The following is a 16,807-nucleotide window of genomic DNA, read 5'->3' as shown; positions in this document are numbered from 1 at the left end:
ATAGCGAAGAAAGAGCGGATTGCGTGTGAGTCTGTGAAGATGTCTGCCGTTCTTACCAATGTAGAGGATAGCCCTATGGCAACCGTTAAGGTCGATAACAGCAATTTTCAGTCGGACGTTCTTCAGTCGAACGAGCCGGTCGTGGTGGATTTCTGGGCGGAATGGTGCGGTCCATGCAAGATGATCGCTCCGGCGCTTGATGAGATCGCTGCGGAAATGGCAGGTCAGGTCAAGATCGCCAAGGTCAACATCGATGAAAATCCGGAACTCGCAGCCCAGTTCGGTGTGCGCTCGATCCCGACGCTCCTGATGTTCAAGGACGGCGAACTCGCCGCCAATATGGTTGGCGCTGCTCCGAAGAGCCGCCTTGCCGACTGGATCAAGGCTTCTGCCGCTTAATCAGAGCGCATCCCGAAAACTGTGAAACAGTTTTCGGATAAGATGCGTGTTAAAACGGCATAACAGCATTCCAATAAAAAACCCGGCCTTGGTGCCGGGTTTTTTATTGCTTGAAGAAGCCCGCGTGGGCTTATTTCAACTTCTTCTTGATGTCGGTGTTGCCGGTATTAATCGGCTTGCATTCGTCATGCGTGCCCAGAATATAGTATTTGCCATCGGCAGAAGGATTCGTGCCGATAGCGCAAAATGGCATTACCTTAGTGCGAATTCCCTTTGTGTAGGCTCCGTTTGTGGTACTTGCAGCAAAAGAAGATGTAGCCGAAAAGCTCAAAAATATAATTGTTGAAATAATAATTGTATTTCGCATTTAAATATCCATTATTAAAAATACAATCAGTAATTAATGGATATAAATAAAAGCGAAAGAGTGATTAATAATTATCTCATAATATTCTAATTTTATTAGGTGGGTGGTGTATTGTTCTCTTCCAATACTTCGCCAGCTAGATAAAGCGAGCCACCAATCAGGATGCGCGGCGGGATTTCATCGGCAGGCCATGTATCGTGCAGGAGCTTCAGCGCATTGGCGACCGAGTGGACCGGTTCGGCTGACAGACCAGCCTTTTGGGCCGATACGGCCAGCGCATCGTTCGGTATGCCTGCATCGCTGGATGGGATCGGCACGGTGAAGACATGGCGCGCCATGCCCGCAAAAGCCTCAAAATAGCCGACAGGGTCCTTGGTGTTGATCATGCCGGTAATCAGGAACAGCGGACGCGCATTGCGTTCTTCGAGATCGCCGAAAGCTTCCGCGATCACTGCGCCTGCACCCGGATTGTGACCACCGTCGAGCCAGATTTCCGACGTTGCCGGTGCGAGATCGACCAGTGTTCCGTGGGTCAGCCGCTGCATGCGCGCGGGCCAATCCACAACCATCAGCGCTTTTTCGACGGCCTTGTCGGGGATGTTGAAGCCCGCAAGCTGCACTGTTTCGATAGCGGCGGCGGCATTGGCAATCTGGTGACGGCCGGGCAGGCGCGGAAGCGGCAGATCAATCAGCCCGTCTTCGTTCTGGAAGACCATGCGGCCATGTTCTTCAAAGGCCAGGAAATCCTGTCCGTACACTGATACAGGGCAGCCCAGACGATCCGCCGTGGAAACGAGCACTTCCCGCGCCGCATCGAAAGGCTGAAAGCCGACAACAACCGGGCAATCCTTCTTGATGATCCCGGCCTTTTCGGCGGCGATCAGCTCCACGCGGTCGCCAAGAAAAGCCTGATGGTCGATGGAGACCGGCATGATCAGCGATACGGCAGGTTCGGGAATGACGTTGGTCGCGTCAAAACGACCGCCAAGGCCGACTTCCATGATGACGACATCGGCGGGATGCTCGGCAAACAGCACAAAGGCTACGGCGGTGAGAATTTCAAAGACCGTAATGTGCTGGCCGCCATTGGCAGTCGCAACGCGCTCGATGGCATCGGCCAGTACATCGTCCTCGACCAGCTTGCCGCCGCCGGGCGCAGCCAGACGATAGCGCTCGTGCCAGTTGACCAGATGCGGAGAGGTGTGGACGTGGACGTCAAAGCCGCCCGCCTCAAGAATGGCGCGGCAGAAGGCGGTCGCCGATCCCTTGCCGTTGGTCCCGGCAATATGGATCACTGGCGGTAGTTTGAGATGCGGATTGCCAAGCCTCTCCAATAGACCGCGAATGCGGTCCAGAGAGAGGTCAAATCCTTTCGGATGCAGTTGCATTAGCCGCTCGATAGCGGCAGCCGCCTTGCCTGCCACGATCTGGCTGCCCATGTCAGGCCGCCTTGCTATCGCTATCCGGCTTTGGCGATACCGGGCTGTCGGTGTTGGCCGGCTGTTTGGTCATGATTTTCAGGAGACGTGCAATCGTTTCCTTCAGCTCGGTGCGTGGCACAACCATGTCCACCATGCCGTGCTCCATCAGATATTCAGCGCTCTGGAAGCCTTCCGGCAGCTTTTCGCGGATGGTCTGTTCGATCACGCGCGGACCGGCAAAGCCGATCAGTGCGCCCGGCTCGGCAATGTGAATGTCGCCCAGCATGGCGTAGGAAGCTGTCACGCCACCTGTGGTCGGGTTGGTGAGCACGACGATGTAAGGCAGGCCTGCTTCTTTCAGCATTTCCACGGCAACGGTGGTGCGCGGAAGCTGCATCAGCGAGAGAATACCTTCCTGCATGCGCGCGCCGCCCGATGCTGCGAACAGAACCAGCGGACGCTTCAGCTCAATGGCCTTTTCGAAGCCCTGAATGATCGCTTCGCCAGCGCCCATGCCGAGCGAGCCGCCCATGAAGCCGAAATCCTGCACGGTGGCGACAATCGGCAGGCCTTCGATGGTGCCGAGGCCATTGACGATGGCATCGTCCATGCCAGTGCGGGTGCGGTAATCCTTGAGGCGGTCGATATATTTCTTCTCGTCGCGGAATTTCAGCGGATCAACCGGAACCTTCGGTGCGTCGAGCGTGGTATATTCGCCATTGTCGAAGAAGAAGCGCAGGCGGTCTTTCGCCTTGATGCGCATGTGATGGCCCGAAGACGGGATCACGAACTGGTTGCTCTCCAGATCCTTGTGAAACACCATCTCGCCGGTCGACGGATCCTTGATCCAGAGGTTTTCCGGCATTTCGCGACGACCAAGCATCGAATTGATCTTCGGACGAACGTAGTTGGTGATCCAGTTCATGACGTTTGGTTCCGTTTCTTGTTCTTCGACGGCAAGCAGTTCCGACAGAAAGTGCGGGCGTCTTTGCGCCCGCTTATGCGGAAAAGCAACTCTACCCGCTTAAATGGACGATTTATTGGGCGGCTTCAAGGCGTGTTGTGCGAACGCTTTGCGCCAGTGCACCGACAAGTTTGCTCACAGCGGCCACAGGATCGCCCTTAAGGGCACCTTCCGGCGTCAATTCACTGGCCACCGCATTGACGATTGCCGTGCCAACGACAACGCCATCCGCATGGGCGGCAATGGCAGCAGCCTGTTCCGGCGTCTTGATGCCGAAGCCGACGCAGATCGGCAGATCGGTGCTCTTCTTGATGTGACGCACCGCGTCGCCGACGCGCGCCGTATCGGCGATGGCCGAGCCCGTGATGCCGTTCATCGAGACGTAATAGACGAAGCCCGATGCATTATGCAGAACCTTCGGCAGACGGTTGTCGTCGGTGGTCGGCGTAGTCAGGCGAACGAAGTTGATACCGGCTTTCATGGCCGGGACGCAAAGCTCAGCATCCATTTCCGACGGCAGATCAACAATGATCAGGCCATCAACGCCGGAAGCCTTGGCATCGGCGAGAAAGCGCTCGACGCCATAGATATAGATCGGATTGTAATAGCCCATCAGCACGATCGGGGTCGTGTCGTCTTCCTTGCGGAATTCGGCTGCCATGTAGAGCGTCTTGGTCAGCGACTGTCCGGCTTTCAGGGCGCGCAGACCAGCAGCCTCGATAGCCGGGCCGTCAGCCATCGGATCGGAAAAGGCCATGCCCAGCTCGATCACATCCGCACCGGCCTTCGGCAGCGCCTTCATGATCTTGAGCGAGGTTTCGAGGTCGGGATCGCCACCCATGAAATATGTGACCAGCGCCGGACGGCCTTCGGTCTTCAATGCGGCGAATTTGGTGTCGATGCGAGTGGTCATACCGTGCCCCGTGGCAAAGTGCGCGCAAGATAATCGGCGATGGGTTTGCCGGACATGGCCGTCTCCATCCAAGCGCGCCGTTCAAAGTCAATAATTCCGAGTTCCCAGACGCAGGCCATCAGCAAAGGCTGTGCGGGCATGAATTCGATCTCGTCGCCGAGTTCGGACTGCCACAGCATTTCCGTTGCGATGCCGCCTTCCAGCCACCAGTGGAGCAGAAGCCACAGGCTTTCCTCACCCTGATGGAGAATGGCGAAACCGGCGTCCTGATGCGGCAGGGCTTCGAGCCTTGCCGCAGCATTTGCGATCTGCCTGCGGGCGATGCCCACCGCAGCTTCGGCAAGCGGATTGGAAGGGTCCGCTTCAATGATGTTGAGCTTGATCGTCGCCGGGCCGCATTCCGTCAGCCCGTCGAACCATGCGGCGCGCGGTCTGTAGGTGGAAAGCTCGGCAGCGTCTTTGCCCATTCTGTCCTCAGATATCCATGCCGAGCAGCTTGCCGACCGTGTGGACGTCCTTGTCGCCACGGCCAGACAGGTTGACGATCATGATCTGGTCCTTGCCCATGGTTGGCGCCATCTTGACGGCCTGCGCAATGGCATGGGCGGATTCGAGCGCCGGAATGATGCCTTCGACGCGGGTTGCAAGCTGGAAGGCATCCAGTGCTTCCGTGTCGAGGATCGGCACGTAATCGACGCGACCCGAATCCTTGAGCCAGGAATGTTCCGGGCCAACACCCGGATAGTCGAGACCGGCGGAAACCGAATGGCCTTCGAGAATCTGGCCGTCTTCATTCTGGAGCAGATAGGTGCGGTTGCCGTGCAGAACGCCGGGACGACCCGCGCTCATCGATGCGCAATGCTCGTCACCGTCGAGACCGTGACCGCCTGCCTCGACGCCGACGATCTTGACTGATGCGTCGTCGAGGAAAGGATGGAACAGGCCGATGGCGTTGGAACCGCCGCCGACAGCCGCGATGATGACATCCGGCAGACGACCTTCCTGTTCGAGAATCTGCTGACGGGCTTCCGTGCCGATGACCGACTGGAAGTCGCGGACCAGTTCCGGATAAGGATGCGGACCGGCAGCCGTGCCAATCAGGTAATAGGTGTCTTCAACATTCGTGACCCAGTCGCGAAGCGCTTCGTTCATCGCGTCCTTGAGCGTGCCGTTGCCAGCCGTGACCGGCTTCACTTCGGCACCCAGCAGCTTCATGCGGAACACATTCGGCTTCTGACGTTCAACGTCCGTTGCACCCATATAGACGACGCAAGGCAGGCCGAAACGTGCCGCGACGGTGGCTGATGCAACGCCGTGCTGGCCAGCGCCGGTCTCGGCGATGATGCGCGTCTTGCCCATGCGCTTGGCCAGCAGAATCTGGCCGAGGCAGTTGTTGATCTTGTGGCTGCCCGTGTGGTTCAGGTCTTCGCGCTTGAAGTAAATCTTCGCGCCGCCCAAATGCTTGGTCAGGCCTTCAGCAAAATACAGCTTGGAAGGCCGACCAGCATAATAGGTCGAAAGGGCGGAAAGCTCGGCCTTGAATTCAGGATCGTTCTTGGCCGTTTCATAGGCCTCCTGCAATTCGAGGATCAGCGGCATCAGCGTCTCGGCGACGAAACGTCCGCCGAAAATACCGAACATGCCCTCTTCATCCGGGCCTGTCTTATAAGAATTGGGTTCAACCGGCTTGTTCAACGCTTCCGCTCCGTCATGTTCAGGCCACTCCTGTCTGGGTATGTCTGGCGGACGGTGATACATCCGCATCGGCGACAGCCTGGAAAAAATCTTCAATGAGACGCACGTCCTTTTCGCCCGGTGCGCGCTCGACGCCAGACGATATGTCGATGCCCGGCGCGTGCGTCTCGTGCAGCGCCTCGGCAATGTTGCCAGCGTTCAATCCACCGGAAAGCATGTAATCGACATCCGCGTCAAGCGCATCGAGCAGGCCCCAATCGAAGGAGACCCCGTTGCCGCCCGGCAATTCCGATCCCTTCGGCGGTTTGGCGTCGAACAGGAAGCGGTCGGCAATGCCCTTATAGGGTGCGATAGCGGCCAGATCGTCAGCGCTGCGGATCGCAAAGGCCTTCATGACCGGCAGGCCGTAGCGCTCTTTTACAAAGCGCACACGCTCCGGCGTTTCATGACCATGCAGTTGCAGAATATCCGGTTTTACGGCGCTGACGATTTCGTCCAGCATCGCATCGTCGGCATCAACGGTCACGGCAACAACTTTGGCCCGACCAAGCGCGGCAGGGCGCAGCGCGGCTGCGGCATCGGGTGCGATATTGCGGGGGCTCTTTGGAAAAAAGATAAAGCCGATATGCGTCGCACCGCCGTCGAGAGCGGCAGCGACAGTATCAGGCGTTTTCAGCCCGCATATCTTGATATCCAAAGCCATGGGTTTCCCGTCGCACAAAACGAGGCGCTTCTCAAGCCGTTCGCACCTATTCGCAACTAATCTCTGACGGTATGTCCGTCAAAACCGCGTGCGATCAGGAAATCATACGCTTCCATGACCTCCATGGGAACAGCCTGCGCAATCTGGTAGCCTTTGGCCGGATAGTCCAGAATGCGCTCCAGATCGCCGGTCATCTCGTTGATGAGCATCTCCAGCGGATAGGAAGGTGTCGGCTGTTCTTCGAAGGAAAGGAGCGGCGCCGTTACGCTGGCCTTTGCTTCCGGCCATTGCCGCGCGACGGTGGCGTGGACGCGGCGTTGTGTCTGCGGCTTGGTGACGAAAATCGGGCTGATCACGCCCGGCAGCATTTTTTCGAGCGAGAACCGGATGTTCTCACCAATATTGGTGGCGTTCGGTTCGATGGTGATTGCCTCTTCGGGCACACCGCGCCGCATTGCCACTTCGGCAAAGGCTTCCGCCTCGCTGGCGGGGTAAAGGTTTTCGGTCCAGTGACCGCTTTTGCCGGTGAAGATCACCAGCGGGGCCATGCCTTCGAGATAGAGATCGGCGGCGCGCTCCGCCACGCGCAGATCGTAGCTGCCCAGTCCGATGATCACATCGGATGCCGGAATGGGATCGTAAATGCAGTGGTAGTCCCACAGCACCTTGGCGGCGGTCAGTATCGATGGGTTCATGTAAAGTCTATAGCCTGTAATGCGCTGCCATTTCGCTTCAGCCACGCCTTGCAGCGTTCCGTATCGGGGCAAAGCTCCTGACAGAGTTTCCAGAATTGCGGCCCATGATTCATCTCGATCAGATGCGCGACTTCATGAGCGACGAGATAGTTGATGACGGCCGGGGGTGCCATGCCGATACGCCATGAAAAGGAAAGAACGCCATCCGAGGTGCACGAACCCCAGCGGCTCTTGGTGTCCTTGAAGCGGACAGCCTTGGCCTTGCGCCCGACAGTCGCCGTATGGCGTACCACCAGCGTTTCGATATCCCGCTTCACCTGCCCTTTGAGATAATCGGCCAGACGGCGCGGCAAATGACTGGGATCGCCATGAACCAGCAGCACATTGCCTTCAAGAAGGTCGACTGTGCCGCGTCCGGGCTGATGCATGATGAGGTGCGGCACGCCGCGAATGGGAATTTTCACACCGGGACGCACACCGGGTTGATCCGGCAGTTTGGTGATGCGGCTTTCGATCCAGCCCTGATGGCGCTTGAGAAAGCTCTGTACTTCGCGCTCGGGCAGGCCGGGCGGGACAGTGATGCGCAGTCCTTTTCCGCCAGCTTCGATGCGCAGTGTCAGCCGTTTGGCGCGCGGGTTTTCGAACACACGTAACGGCAGCTCGCGACCCGCCACCGCATGGATGCGTTCGCTCCGGACAGTCGCCGTATTGGCTGATGCCCTGTTGCCGCTGATTTGCCGAAGGAAGGATAAGCCCATCGCTTAAGAATAAGCGATTCGTGTGAAAAGCCAGACAAAAAAGCTCTTTTAAGCAAAACGGCGCGGTAAAATCGCGCCGTTTCGAGAGATTTCAGGGTGTTATACCCTATCAAAGATCAGTGATGTCGTTCTTGCCACCCTTGGCTGGCGTCTTCTTGGCAGCAGCGCGACGCTCGGCCATGAAGCGGTCGAACTCTTCCTTGTCGCGTGCGCGGCGAAGCTCAGCGGCATAGGATTCGAATTCGGCGCGGGCTTCGTCAAGCTTGCGGCGCTCTTCGGCAAGGCGGTCCAGTTCTTCGCGACGCCAGTCGTCGAAGGCTGCATTGCCGGTTGCGCTGCCAAAGTTGAAGCTCTCGCTCTTGCGGCAGTTGCGGAAAGAACCGAACATGGAATCGGTCTTCTCGTTGACGCCGCGCTTGAACCCTTCGAGGCGGTCGCCCCAAAGAATATAGGCGAGCATGGCAAGGCCAAGCGGCCAGAAGAGAAAGAAGCCGAGCACCATCAGCGCAATCGTGGCTGGCGTCCATGCCGGTCGGATCAATGCGGAATTGGTCATGGTCTGCTCCATAATAATCAGGCCTGCCAAGTCCACATCATGCGGACATTTGTGTCTGGCGGCTTGATTTCGAATTGGTGAAGGGATTGCGGCATTTCAAGAATGTCGTAATCCGATTCCACTTCGTTTCAGGCAGGGTCCAAGCTAACTAATGTGATTATCTCGAAATTTTTTTGCGAAAATGTTCGAGAAAAGTAACGGCAAGCCCGGCAATCAGGGCCCAGAAGGCGGAGCCGACCCCGAAAAATGCCATGCCGGAGGCGGTGACAGCGAAGGTAATCGTGGCTGCGAGGCGCTCCGGTTCGTCTTTCAGGGCCAGTGACATGGCATTGATGAACGGGCCGGTCAGGGCAAGACCGGCGACCAGCGCGATCAGCGTTGTCGGCAAGACGGCGAAGATCGCGACCAGCGATGCGCCGAACAAAGCGAATATTACATAGATTGCCGCGTAGACGGGGCCGGTCAGCCAGCGCTTGGTCGGATCTGGATGCGCGTCGGGATTGGTGCAGAGCGCTGCCGAAATTGCTGCCAGATTGGTGGTCGATGCGCCGAAGGGTGCGGACAGAATGGAGAACAAGCCCGTCACGCGCAGGCAGGCGCTGGTCGGCGGCTCATAGCCGGATGCGCGCAGCACTGCGAAACCGGGCAGGTTCTGCGAAGCCATGGTCACGAGATAGAGCGGCAAGGCGAGGCCGATCATCGCGCCCAGATGAAATTCCGGCCAGACGAGGGTGAGCGTCGAGATTTCCGGTGCGGGCAGGGTTGGCGAGCGACCAGAAACAAGCGCGAAGATCATGCCGACCACCAGAACCGCGATGACCGCCAGCGATGGGTTGAAGAGGCGGATCAGGAAGAACAGCGCCACCAGCGGCAGGACGAAAACAGGATCGAAGGGGACGGTCTTTGCGGCAGCGATGACGAAGCTGAGCAAGACGCCCGCAAGCATGCCGGAGGCAACCGATGCGGGTATGCGTGACACCAGCACCGACAGTTGGCGGATCAGTCCGGTGGCAATCAACGCCAGCGCCGTCACGATGAAGGCGCCGACCGCTTCGGCCATGGTGAAACCGGCGCTCGCACCGATCAGCGCCAGTCCGGGTGTCGACCATGCCGCGATGATGGGCATGCGATAGCGCGTGCTCAGCCAGGCGGAAGAGGCGGCGATCGAAAGGCAGATGGCCGTGACCCAGCTGGCCGTTTGGGCCTGGGTTGCGCCTAGAACCTGTGCGGCGGCGATGATCAGCGCCAGCGTGCCGCCGAAGCCGACAATGGCAGCAACCGCCGATGACGCGATGACCGAAAAGCGCATGATGATGCCCCGTTATGCTGTTGCCCGTTATTGTGTTGCGGCTACGCGTTCTGCCAGACCGGAAACCGTGCGGATGAGAAGATCGAGATCCTGCGGCCGCGACAGCCGGTGGTCACCGTCACGCACAAGCGTCAGTGTCACATCGTCAACCGGCAGATGCTCCACGAGCGTCAGCGCATGTCTATAGGGCACATCCGGGTCTTGCATGCCTTGCAGAATATGCACCGGGCAACCCGTTTCGATAATGCCCTTGAGCACGAGGTTCTTGCGACCGTCTTCGATCAATGCACGTGTGTAGACATAAGGATTGGGCGAATAGTCTGAAGGCTCTTCGAAATAGCCCTTTTCCTGCAAGTCACGCTTCTGCGCGTCGGAAAGGCTCGGCTCGACAAGCGCCGCCGTGAAATCGGGGGCAGGGGCGATCAGCACAATACCCGCAGGCGATTTGCCTTGCTTCTTCAGTTCCTGCGCCATGCGCAGCGCGATCCAGCCGCCCATGGATGAGCCGACGAGAATCTGCGGGCCCTTTGCATAGTGATGGTAGACGGCAAGGCTTTCGTTGAGCCAGCGTGAGATCGTGCCCTCGTTGAAGTCGCCACCGGATTCGCCATGACCGGAATAATCGAGCCTCAGCGCGCTGTGGCCAGTCTTTTCGGCCCATTGGTCGAGAACCACAGCCTTGGTGCCAAGCATGTCGGAGCGATAGCCACCCAACCAGACGACGCCGGGCTGATTTTTGCCCTCTCTGTGGCGAACAGCGATCTTCGCGCCGTCCACGTCAAGAAATTCCGGCAGCAATTCCTGCTCCACGTCTGGCCCCGCATTGCTCATTTGAGTCTCCCGATAATTGGGATGTCTTTTGCCATGTCTTGTGGAGCGTGGAAACCCGCGCGATTGACCCAAGCGTTTGGCGCACCTTGAAATTGAAGGAAATGTGACCGATATGTCGCTTTTCGCCCCCGATTTAGCTCTTTATCACGTGGGGGTGATTTTTCCTGTCAAAGATGCTATTGACTTCGCCGCTTGCTTGACGACATTTCCGCGTTCAACTGCGGTTTGATCGGGGATATGTCGTGTAAGCGACAAAAGTTCTTGCCGTATGAACGTTAACAATCAGGAGATAACGACCATTCGCCGACCGTTCAGAGCGACGCCGGTCCAGAAAGACGGACCGCGCTCCAACCGTGACATCCGGGTTCCCCGGGTCCAGCTTATCGATGCCGAAGGCCAGAACCACGGTGATGTTTCCATTCAGGAAGCTATCGCCATGGCAGAGGAAGCGGGCCTCGATCTCGTTGAGATCGTGCCGAACGCAGAGCCTCCGGTTTGCAAGATCGTAGACCTTGGTAAGCTGAAGTATCAGAACCAGAAAAAGGCCGCCGAGGCACGCAAGAAGCAGAAAACGGTTGAAATCAAGGAAATCAAGATGCGACCGAACATCGACACCCATGACTATGAGGTGAAGATGAAGGCTGCTGTGCGTTTCTTTGAAGAAGGCGACAAGGTCAAGGTTACCTTGCGTTTCCGCGGCCGTGAAATGGCGCACCAGGAGCTGGGTATGAAGCTTCTGCAACGCGTCAAGGAAGACACCGTCGAAATCGCGAAGGTCGAGTCCGAGCCAAAGCTCGAAGGCCGTCAGATGATGATGGTGCTCGCACCGCGCTGATTTTTTCAGTATAGTCGTTGAAAAGCCGCCTTCGGGCGGTTTTTCTTTGCAAGTAAGCAACTGGGCCGCAATGAATTTGGCAACCGTGGAACGATCATGAAGACAATAGGTGAATTGGGGAAGTATCAGCAGCGCCGCCGTCTGGCGATTGGCGTTGTGATTGCGCTTCTGGTGATCGCGCTGCTTTTCGTCCGCTCGTCCTGGGTTGGGCGGGTGCATGAATATATTGAGTCCATCGGCCTCAGCTTCATCGTTGCCGCGATTCTCGGGCGCATGTGGTGCACGTTGTATATCGGTGGGCGCAAGAGCGCCGAAATCGTGCGCAGCGGCCCTTATTCGATGACGCGCAACCCGCTTTATGTGTTCAGCACGCTTGGCGCCATGGGCATCGGCGCGCAAACGGGCAGCGTCATCGTCGCTGTCGGCTTCGGTGTCCTTTGCTACGTCGCCTTTTCCATCGTCATTCGCACGGAGGAAAAGTTTCTGGAGCAGAATTTCGGCGAACCGTATCGCGCTTATTGCCGCGACGTTCCTCGCTTCTTCCCGAAGTTCTCGGTCTATAATGACGATACGACCGTGACGGTGAAGCCGGACCGCCTGTATCGCACCTTTACGGACGGTCTGGTGTTCTTCGTGGCCTATCCGTTCTTCGAATTTATCGAGTACCTGCAGGACATTCATGCCCTGCCGGTTTTGCTGCGGCTTTATTGAGTCATTTCAGTCGATTCAGCCATTGCGTTTTATGGGCTTTGAGCCTATAAGGCCGCGTTCGAACCGCCCGGCAGGGCATGCCGTGGCGGTTTCGTATGCTTTTCAGGCTCGGTCTGCCTGAAAGTAAAAACACGGTTCCTGTGTGACCCAGGCATGAGTGCCCTTGAAAACAAGAGGCGTGAAGTGCTGCAGGCACGACGGGGACTAAACAAAGGAGTAGCAAAATGCCCAAGATGAAGACCAAATCGGCCGCCAAGAAGCGGTTCAAAATCACTGGCACTGGCAAGATTAAAGCTGCCGCCGCTGGTAAGCGCCATGGCATGATCAAGCGCTCGAACAAGTTCATTCGCGATGCTCGCGGCACCATGGTGCTCGCCGATGCAGATGCGAAGATCGTAAAACAGTTCCTGCCTAACGGCCTCTAAGCCGCTGTCCTTTAAGGAGATCATAATATGGCACGCGTAAAACGCGGCGTTACTTCACACGCCAAGCACAAAAAAGTTCTCGATCAGGCTGCCGGTTTCCGCGGTCGTCGCAAGAACACCATCCGCACCGCTAAGGCTGCAGTTGATCGTTCGAAGCAGTATGCTTATCGCGACCGCAAGAATCGCAAGCGTACCTTCCGCGCTCTCTGGATCCAGCGCATCAATGCTGCTGTCCGTGAGCAGGGCCTGACCTATGGCCGTTTCATCGACGGTCTGGCCAAGGCTGGTATCGAAGTTGACCGCAAGGTCCTGTCTGACATCGCAATCCATGAACCGGATGCATTCGGTGCGCTGGTTGCATCGGCGAAGAAGGCTCTTGAGTACCTCAAGAACACCGAAACGCCGAACGCTTTTGAAGGCGCTGTCCGCTAAGCCAGCCCTTCCCAAGTGATATTGTGAATTTGGGGAACCCGCGCTGGCTCGGCTGGCGCGGGTTTTTCTTTCTTATCTGGTGCCCACCGCAAATATCGCCGATGAAGAGGCGTGGACGTTGCAGGCGCGACAGGGACGTAAACCAAGAGGCGACGAGTGTCTTTAGACACGAGTGGGAAGCTAACCAAGAGGCGTGGAGCGTCTAAGACGCGACAGGGACGTAACAAATGAGCGATCTTGAACAACTCGAACAAACGATCATGGGCGAAATCGCCGCCGCCAGCGATGAGCAGGCGATTGAAGCGGTCCGCGTCGCGGCACTGGGCAAGAAGGGCACGGTTTCCGAGAAGCTGAAGCTGCTTGGCACCATGACGCCAGAAGAGCGCCAGGTTCAGGGACCGGCGATCAACGGTTTGAAGAACCGCGTCACCGATGCGCTGACCGAGCGCAAGACTGCGCTGCGCAAGGCTGCGGTTGCCGCCCGCCTTGAGCGCGAAAAGGTCGATGTGACGCTGCCGGTTCGTGAAAGCGCTGCTTCGCGCGGTCGCATTCATCCGATTTCGCAGGTGGTGGACGAAATCACCGCGATCTTCGCCGATATGGGGTTCTCGATTGCCGAAGGTCCGGATATCGAGACCGATTACTACAATTTCACAGCGCTGAATTTCCCGGAAGGACACCCGGCGCGCGAAATGCACGACACGTTCTTCTTCAATCCGGACGAGAAGGGCGAGCGCAAGCTTCTGCGCACGCATACCTCGCCGGTGCAGGTGCACACCATGGAGAAGTTCGCAGCCATCCGTGACAAGGAAGGCCGCGACGAGCCGATCCGCATCGTGATCCCGGGCAAGACCTATCGCATGGATTCCGACGCCACTCATTCGCCGATGTTCCATCAGGTCGAAGGTCTGGTCGTGGACAAGTCGGCCAATGTCGCCAACATGAAATGGGTGCTGGAAGAGTTCTGCAAGGCGTTCTTCGAAGTGCCTTCGGTGACGATGCGCATGCGCCCGAGCTTCTTCCCGTTCACGGAACCATCTGTTGAAGTGGATATCCAGTGCGACCGCTCCGGCCCGCATGTGAAGTTCGGCGAAGGCAATGACTGGCTCGAAATTCTGGGCTGCGGCATGGTGCATCCGAATGTGCTGCGCGCTTCCGGTTATGATCCGGACATCTATCAGGGCTTTGCCTGGGGCATGGGCATCGACCGCATCGCCATGCTGAAATACGGCATGCCGGATCTGCGCGCCTTCTTCGACGCTGATGTGCGCTGGATCAACCATTACGGTTTCCGTCCGCTCGATCTGCCGACGCTGTTCGGTGGTCTGAGCGCTTAAAGACAGGAAAGGGATACACAAATGAAATTCACGCTTTCCTGGCTCAAGGATCACCTTGAAACCGATGCGACGCTCGACCAGATCGTCGAGAAGCTGACCGATATCGGTCTTGAAGTGGAATCGGTCGATGACCGCTCCGCCTTCAAGGCTTTCAAGATCGCCAAGGTGGTGAGCGCCACCCAGCATCCCGATGCTGACAAGCTGCGCGTGCTCTCCGTCGATACGGGCGATGGCAAGCCGGTTCAGGTTGTTTGCGGTGCGCCGAACGCCCGCACGGGTCTGGTCGGTGTTCTGGGCCGTCCGGGCGACTATGTTCCGGGTCTCGATGTCACGCTGTCGGTCGGCAAGATTCGCGGTGTTGAGAGCTTCGGCATGATGTGTTCCGAGCGCGAGCTGGAACTGTCCGACGAGCACAACGGCATCATCGATCTGCCGGACAATGCGCCGGTCGGTACCAGCTTTGCGGCCTATATGGGGCTTGATGATCCGATCATCGAAATCGGCCTCACGCCAAACCGCGCTGATTGCACCGGCATTCACGGTATTGCCCGCGATCTGGCAGCCGCCGGTCTCGGCACGCTGAAGGACACGCTGCCTGCCGCCGCCAAGGGCGAAGGCGAAACGCCGGTCAAGATCATTCTCGATCAAAATGCGGAAAACCCGTTCTGTCTCGGCTTTGCGCTGCGCATGGTCAAGGGCGTGAAGAACGGCCCGAGCCCGAAATGGATGCAGCAGCGTCTGAAGGCAATCGGTCTGCGCCCCATCAATGCACTCGTGGACATCACCAATTACGTGACCTTCGATCAGGGCCGTCCACTGCATGTGTTCGACGCTGCCAAGGTCAAGGGCAATCTGACGGTGCGTGCCGCCAAGGATGGCGAAACCATTCTGGCGCTCGACCAGCGCGAATACAAGCTGAACAGCGGCATGTACATCATTGCCGATGAGAACGGTCCCGAATCGATTGCCGGTATCATGGGCGGCGAGCATTCGGGTTGCGACGAAAACACGGTCGATGTGCTAATCGAATCCGCTCTGTGGGATGCGCGCATGATTGCACGCACGGGCCGTGAACTCGGCATCGTCACCGATGCGCGCTATCGTTTCGAACGCGGCGTCGATCCGGAAATGATGGTTCCGGGTGCGGAAATTGCGACCAGGCTGGTTCTCGACCTGTGCGGCGGACAGCCGACGGTTCTCGACGTTGTCGGTTACAAGGCTCCTGCGCCGCGCGTCATCGACTTCCCGGTCACGGAAGTGAAGCGTCTGACGGGTATCGAGGTTTCCTACGACGCCTCGCTGGAAATTCTCAAGCGCCTCGGTTTCGGTGTTGAAGGTGACGGCAAGGTCATCAAGGCGACGGTGCCGACATGGCGCGGAGACGTGGAAGGCAAGGCCGACCTCGTTGAAGAAGTCATGCGCATTCACGGCATCAACCAGATCGAGCCGCAGCCGCTGCCAAGCCATGGCGCCGTCAATGGCCGCATCCTGACCACCTTGCAGATCCGCACGCGTCATGCCCGCCGCATGCTCGCTTCGCGCGGCATGCTGGAAGCAGTGACCTATTCCTTCATTTCCGAAGCGCAGGCCAAGGCATTTGGCGGCGGCCAGCCGGAATTGAAGCTCGCCAACCCGATTGCTTCCGACATGTCGGATATGCGCCCGTCGCTTCTCCCGGGCCTTCTGGCTGCGGCACAGCGCAATGCAGATCGCGGTTTCGGCGATATTGCTTTGTTCGAAGTGTCGGGCATTTACGAAGGCGACACGCCGGAGAAGCAGCGCCGTGTGGCGGGCGGTATCCGTCGTGGAACGGCAGGCGTCGACGGCGCTGGCCGTTTCTGGTCCGGCAATGCCGCGACGGTCGGTGTGTTCGACGCCAAGGCTGATGCGCTGGCCGCATTGGAAGCGGCCGGTGCGCCGGTTGATCGCATCCAGATCGAAGCCGGTGGTCCGGAATGGTTCCACCCGGGCCGTTCTGGCACGCTGAAGCTTGGCCCCAAGGTCGTTCTCGGCACGTTTGGCGAGTTCCATCCGGATACGCTGGAAGCGCTCGATGTATCGGGCAATCTCTGCGGCTTTGAAATCTATATCGATGCGATCCCTGAGCCAAAGGCAAAGGCAACCCGCACGAAGCCTGCGCTCAACCTGTCGCAGTTCCAGAGCCTCAAGCGCGATTATGCCTTTGTGGTGGATGCAAATGTCGAAGCGGGCAATCTCGTGAAGGCGGTTTCCGCCGCTGACAAGAAGCTGATCGTCGGCGTGCAGGTGTTCGACATCTTCACGGGCGCATCGCTTGGCGAAGGCAAAAAGTCGATCGCGGTTGAAGTGCTGTTGCAGCCGCAGGATCGCACCCTGACCGATGAAGATCTGGAAGCACTGTCGAAGCAGGTCGTGGCGAGTGTCGCCAAACAGACCGGCGGCGTGCTGCGCGGATAAGCATAAAACAAAAAGCCCGG

At 58.1% G+C, this 16,807-nt stretch carries 20 protein-coding genes; 7 read left to right on the top strand and 13 right to left on the bottom strand.

Annotated features, from left to right (window positions below; translation table 11 throughout):
- The first annotated feature begins 75 nt into the window (after positions 1 to 75).
- The gene (gene trxA / locus FHW00_RS01505) at positions 76 to 399 is read left to right on the top strand and encodes a thioredoxin (RefSeq protein WP_078337659.1); all 324 of its coding nucleotides are present in this window, start codon (positions 76 to 78) and stop codon (positions 397 to 399) included.
- 130 nt (positions 400 to 529) lie between these two features.
- Here trxA and FHW00_RS01500 read toward each other — a convergent pair whose 3' ends face one another.
- From FHW00_RS01500 to FHW00_RS24475, 13 genes are all read right to left on the bottom strand, one after another.
- The gene (locus FHW00_RS01500) at positions 530 to 766 is read right to left on the bottom strand and encodes a hypothetical protein (RefSeq protein WP_139364351.1); all 237 of its coding nucleotides are present in this window, start codon (positions 764 to 766) and stop codon (positions 530 to 532) included.
- A gap of 95 nt (positions 767 to 861) precedes the next feature.
- Complete coding sequence (locus FHW00_RS01495) at positions 862 to 2,154, bottom strand: bifunctional folylpolyglutamate synthase/dihydrofolate synthase (RefSeq protein WP_078337819.1); 1,293 nt, start codon at positions 2,152 to 2,154, stop codon at positions 862 to 864.
- Positions 2,155 to 2,206: 52 nt separating this feature from the next.
- A complete protein-coding gene (gene accD, locus FHW00_RS01490; RefSeq protein ID WP_078337660.1) occupies positions 2,207 to 3,112 on the bottom strand; it encodes an acetyl-CoA carboxylase, carboxyltransferase subunit beta in 906 nt (301 codons plus the stop codon).
- 112 nt (positions 3,113 to 3,224) lie between these two features.
- On the bottom strand, positions 3,225 to 4,064 hold the full coding sequence (trpA, locus tag FHW00_RS01485) for a tryptophan synthase subunit alpha (RefSeq protein ID WP_078337661.1): 840 nt from the start codon (positions 4,062 to 4,064) through the stop codon (positions 3,225 to 3,227).
- The gene (locus tag FHW00_RS01480; protein ID WP_078337662.1) at positions 4,061 to 4,531 is read right to left on the bottom strand and encodes a hypothetical protein; all 471 of its coding nucleotides are present in this window, start codon (positions 4,529 to 4,531) and stop codon (positions 4,061 to 4,063) included. Before FHW00_RS01480 ends, trpA begins: the two co-directional genes overlap by 4 nt.
- 7 nt (positions 4,532 to 4,538) lie before the next feature.
- Positions 4,539 to 5,759: a tryptophan synthase subunit beta gene (gene trpB / locus FHW00_RS01475; RefSeq protein ID WP_113533760.1), complete on the bottom strand. Its 1,221-nt coding sequence runs from the start codon at positions 5,757 to 5,759 to the stop codon at positions 4,539 to 4,541.
- Positions 5,760 to 5,778: 19 nt separating this feature from the next.
- Positions 5,779 to 6,462: a phosphoribosylanthranilate isomerase gene (locus tag FHW00_RS01470; RefSeq protein WP_078337663.1), complete on the bottom strand. Its 684-nt coding sequence runs from the start codon at positions 6,460 to 6,462 to the stop codon at positions 5,779 to 5,781.
- Between the two features lie 56 nt (positions 6,463 to 6,518).
- Positions 6,519 to 7,157: a YdcF family protein gene (locus tag FHW00_RS01465; RefSeq protein ID WP_078337664.1), complete on the bottom strand. Its 639-nt coding sequence runs from the start codon at positions 7,155 to 7,157 to the stop codon at positions 6,519 to 6,521.
- Complete coding sequence (locus FHW00_RS01460; protein ID WP_078337665.1) at positions 7,154 to 7,915, bottom strand: M48 family metallopeptidase; 762 nt, start codon at positions 7,913 to 7,915, stop codon at positions 7,154 to 7,156. Before FHW00_RS01460 ends, FHW00_RS01465 begins: the two co-directional genes overlap by 4 nt.
- 109 nt (positions 7,916 to 8,024) lie before the next feature.
- Positions 8,025 to 8,471: a DUF2852 domain-containing protein gene (locus FHW00_RS01455; protein ID WP_078337666.1), complete on the bottom strand. Its 447-nt coding sequence runs from the start codon at positions 8,469 to 8,471 to the stop codon at positions 8,025 to 8,027.
- 157 nt (positions 8,472 to 8,628) lie between these two features.
- Positions 8,629 to 9,780 carry a benzoate/H(+) symporter BenE family transporter gene (locus tag FHW00_RS01450; protein WP_078337667.1) on the bottom strand — a complete coding sequence of 384 codons (1,152 nt, stop codon included), beginning with the start codon at positions 9,778 to 9,780 and terminating at the stop codon, positions 8,629 to 8,631.
- 27 nt (positions 9,781 to 9,807) lie between these two features.
- Positions 9,808 to 10,611: an alpha/beta hydrolase gene (locus FHW00_RS01445; RefSeq protein ID WP_078337668.1), complete on the bottom strand. Its 804-nt coding sequence runs from the start codon at positions 10,609 to 10,611 to the stop codon at positions 9,808 to 9,810.
- A 214-nt stretch (positions 10,612 to 10,825) separates the two neighbouring features.
- Positions 10,826 to 11,017, bottom strand: coding sequence for a hypothetical protein (locus FHW00_RS24475; RefSeq protein WP_318282643.1), 192 nt, complete (start codon positions 11,015 to 11,017; stop codon positions 10,826 to 10,828).
- On the opposite strand from FHW00_RS24475, the gene infC reads away from it, so the two are divergent.
- The 6 genes from infC to pheT all read left to right on the top strand — a co-directional run bounded on the left by infC (position 10,970) and on the right by pheT (position 16,787).
- Positions 10,970 to 11,446, top strand: coding sequence for a translation initiation factor IF-3 (infC, locus tag FHW00_RS01440; RefSeq protein ID WP_319080801.1), 477 nt, complete (start codon positions 10,970 to 10,972; stop codon positions 11,444 to 11,446). The genes FHW00_RS24475 and infC overlap by 48 nt on opposite strands.
- A gap of 96 nt (positions 11,447 to 11,542) precedes the next feature.
- Positions 11,543 to 12,157, top strand: coding sequence for a methyltransferase family protein (locus tag FHW00_RS01435; RefSeq protein ID WP_078337670.1), 615 nt, complete (start codon positions 11,543 to 11,545; stop codon positions 12,155 to 12,157).
- A 224-nt stretch (positions 12,158 to 12,381) separates the two neighbouring features.
- Positions 12,382 to 12,582, top strand: a complete 201-nt coding sequence (rpmI, locus tag FHW00_RS01430) for a 50S ribosomal protein L35 (protein ID WP_006473268.1) — start codon at positions 12,382 to 12,384, stop codon at positions 12,580 to 12,582.
- A 27-nt stretch (positions 12,583 to 12,609) separates the two neighbouring features.
- Positions 12,610 to 13,014 carry a 50S ribosomal protein L20 gene (rplT, locus tag FHW00_RS01425; protein WP_078337671.1) on the top strand — a complete coding sequence of 135 codons (405 nt, stop codon included), beginning with the start codon at positions 12,610 to 12,612 and terminating at the stop codon, positions 13,012 to 13,014.
- Between the two features lie 227 nt (positions 13,015 to 13,241).
- Positions 13,242 to 14,351, top strand: coding sequence for a phenylalanine--tRNA ligase subunit alpha (gene pheS / locus FHW00_RS01420; protein WP_078337672.1), 1,110 nt, complete (start codon positions 13,242 to 13,244; stop codon positions 14,349 to 14,351).
- Positions 14,352 to 14,372: 21 nt separating this feature from the next.
- A complete protein-coding gene (gene pheT / locus FHW00_RS01415) occupies positions 14,373 to 16,787 on the top strand; it encodes a phenylalanine--tRNA ligase subunit beta (RefSeq protein WP_078337673.1) in 2,415 nt (804 codons plus the stop codon).
- Positions 16,788 to 16,807: the final 20 nt, after the last annotated feature.

It is taken from the genome of Ochrobactrum sp. P6BSIII, from assembly GCF_014138065.1.
Taxonomy (GTDB): domain Bacteria; phylum Pseudomonadota; class Alphaproteobacteria; order Rhizobiales; family Rhizobiaceae; genus Brucella.
This window is presented reverse-complemented; position numbering and strand designations above follow the sequence as displayed.

Coding starts and splice junctions, on each gene's coding strand:
- trxA (WP_078337659.1), top strand. CDS start 76: ATGGCAACCGTTAAGGTCGATAACAGCAATTTTCAGTCGGACGTTCTT.
- FHW00_RS01500 (WP_139364351.1), bottom strand. CDS start 766: ATGCGAAATACAATTATTATTTCAACAATTATATTTTTGAGCTTTTCG.
- FHW00_RS01495 (WP_078337819.1), bottom strand. CDS start 2,154: ATGCAACTGCATCCGAAAGGATTTGACCTCTCTCTGGACCGCATTCGC.
- accD (WP_078337660.1), bottom strand. CDS start 3,112: ATGAACTGGATCACCAACTACGTTCGTCCGAAGATCAATTCGATGCTT.
- trpA (WP_078337661.1), bottom strand. CDS start 4,064: ATGACCACTCGCATCGACACCAAATTCGCCGCATTGAAGACCGAAGGC.
- FHW00_RS01480 (WP_078337662.1), bottom strand. CDS start 4,531: ATGGGCAAAGACGCTGCCGAGCTTTCCACCTACAGACCGCGCGCCGCA.
- FHW00_RS01470 (WP_078337663.1), bottom strand. CDS start 6,462: ATGGCTTTGGATATCAAGATATGCGGGCTGAAAACGCCTGATACTGTC.
- FHW00_RS01465 (WP_078337664.1), bottom strand. CDS start 7,157: ATGAACCCATCGATACTGACCGCCGCCAAGGTGCTGTGGGACTACCAC.
- FHW00_RS01460 (WP_078337665.1), bottom strand. CDS start 7,915: ATGGGCTTATCCTTCCTTCGGCAAATCAGCGGCAACAGGGCATCAGCC.
- FHW00_RS01455 (WP_078337666.1), bottom strand. CDS start 8,471: ATGACCAATTCCGCATTGATCCGACCGGCATGGACGCCAGCCACGATT.
- FHW00_RS01450 (WP_078337667.1), bottom strand. CDS start 9,780: ATGCGCTTTTCGGTCATCGCGTCATCGGCGGTTGCTGCCATTGTCGGC.
- FHW00_RS01445 (WP_078337668.1), bottom strand. CDS start 10,611: ATGAGCAATGCGGGGCCAGACGTGGAGCAGGAATTGCTGCCGGAATTT.
- FHW00_RS01435 (WP_078337670.1), top strand. CDS start 11,543: ATGAAGACAATAGGTGAATTGGGGAAGTATCAGCAGCGCCGCCGTCTG.
- rpmI (WP_006473268.1), top strand. CDS start 12,382: ATGCCCAAGATGAAGACCAAATCGGCCGCCAAGAAGCGGTTCAAAATC.
- rplT (WP_078337671.1), top strand. CDS start 12,610: ATGGCACGCGTAAAACGCGGCGTTACTTCACACGCCAAGCACAAAAAA.
- pheS (WP_078337672.1), top strand. CDS start 13,242: ATGAGCGATCTTGAACAACTCGAACAAACGATCATGGGCGAAATCGCC.
- pheT (WP_078337673.1), top strand. CDS start 14,373: ATGAAATTCACGCTTTCCTGGCTCAAGGATCACCTTGAAACCGATGCG.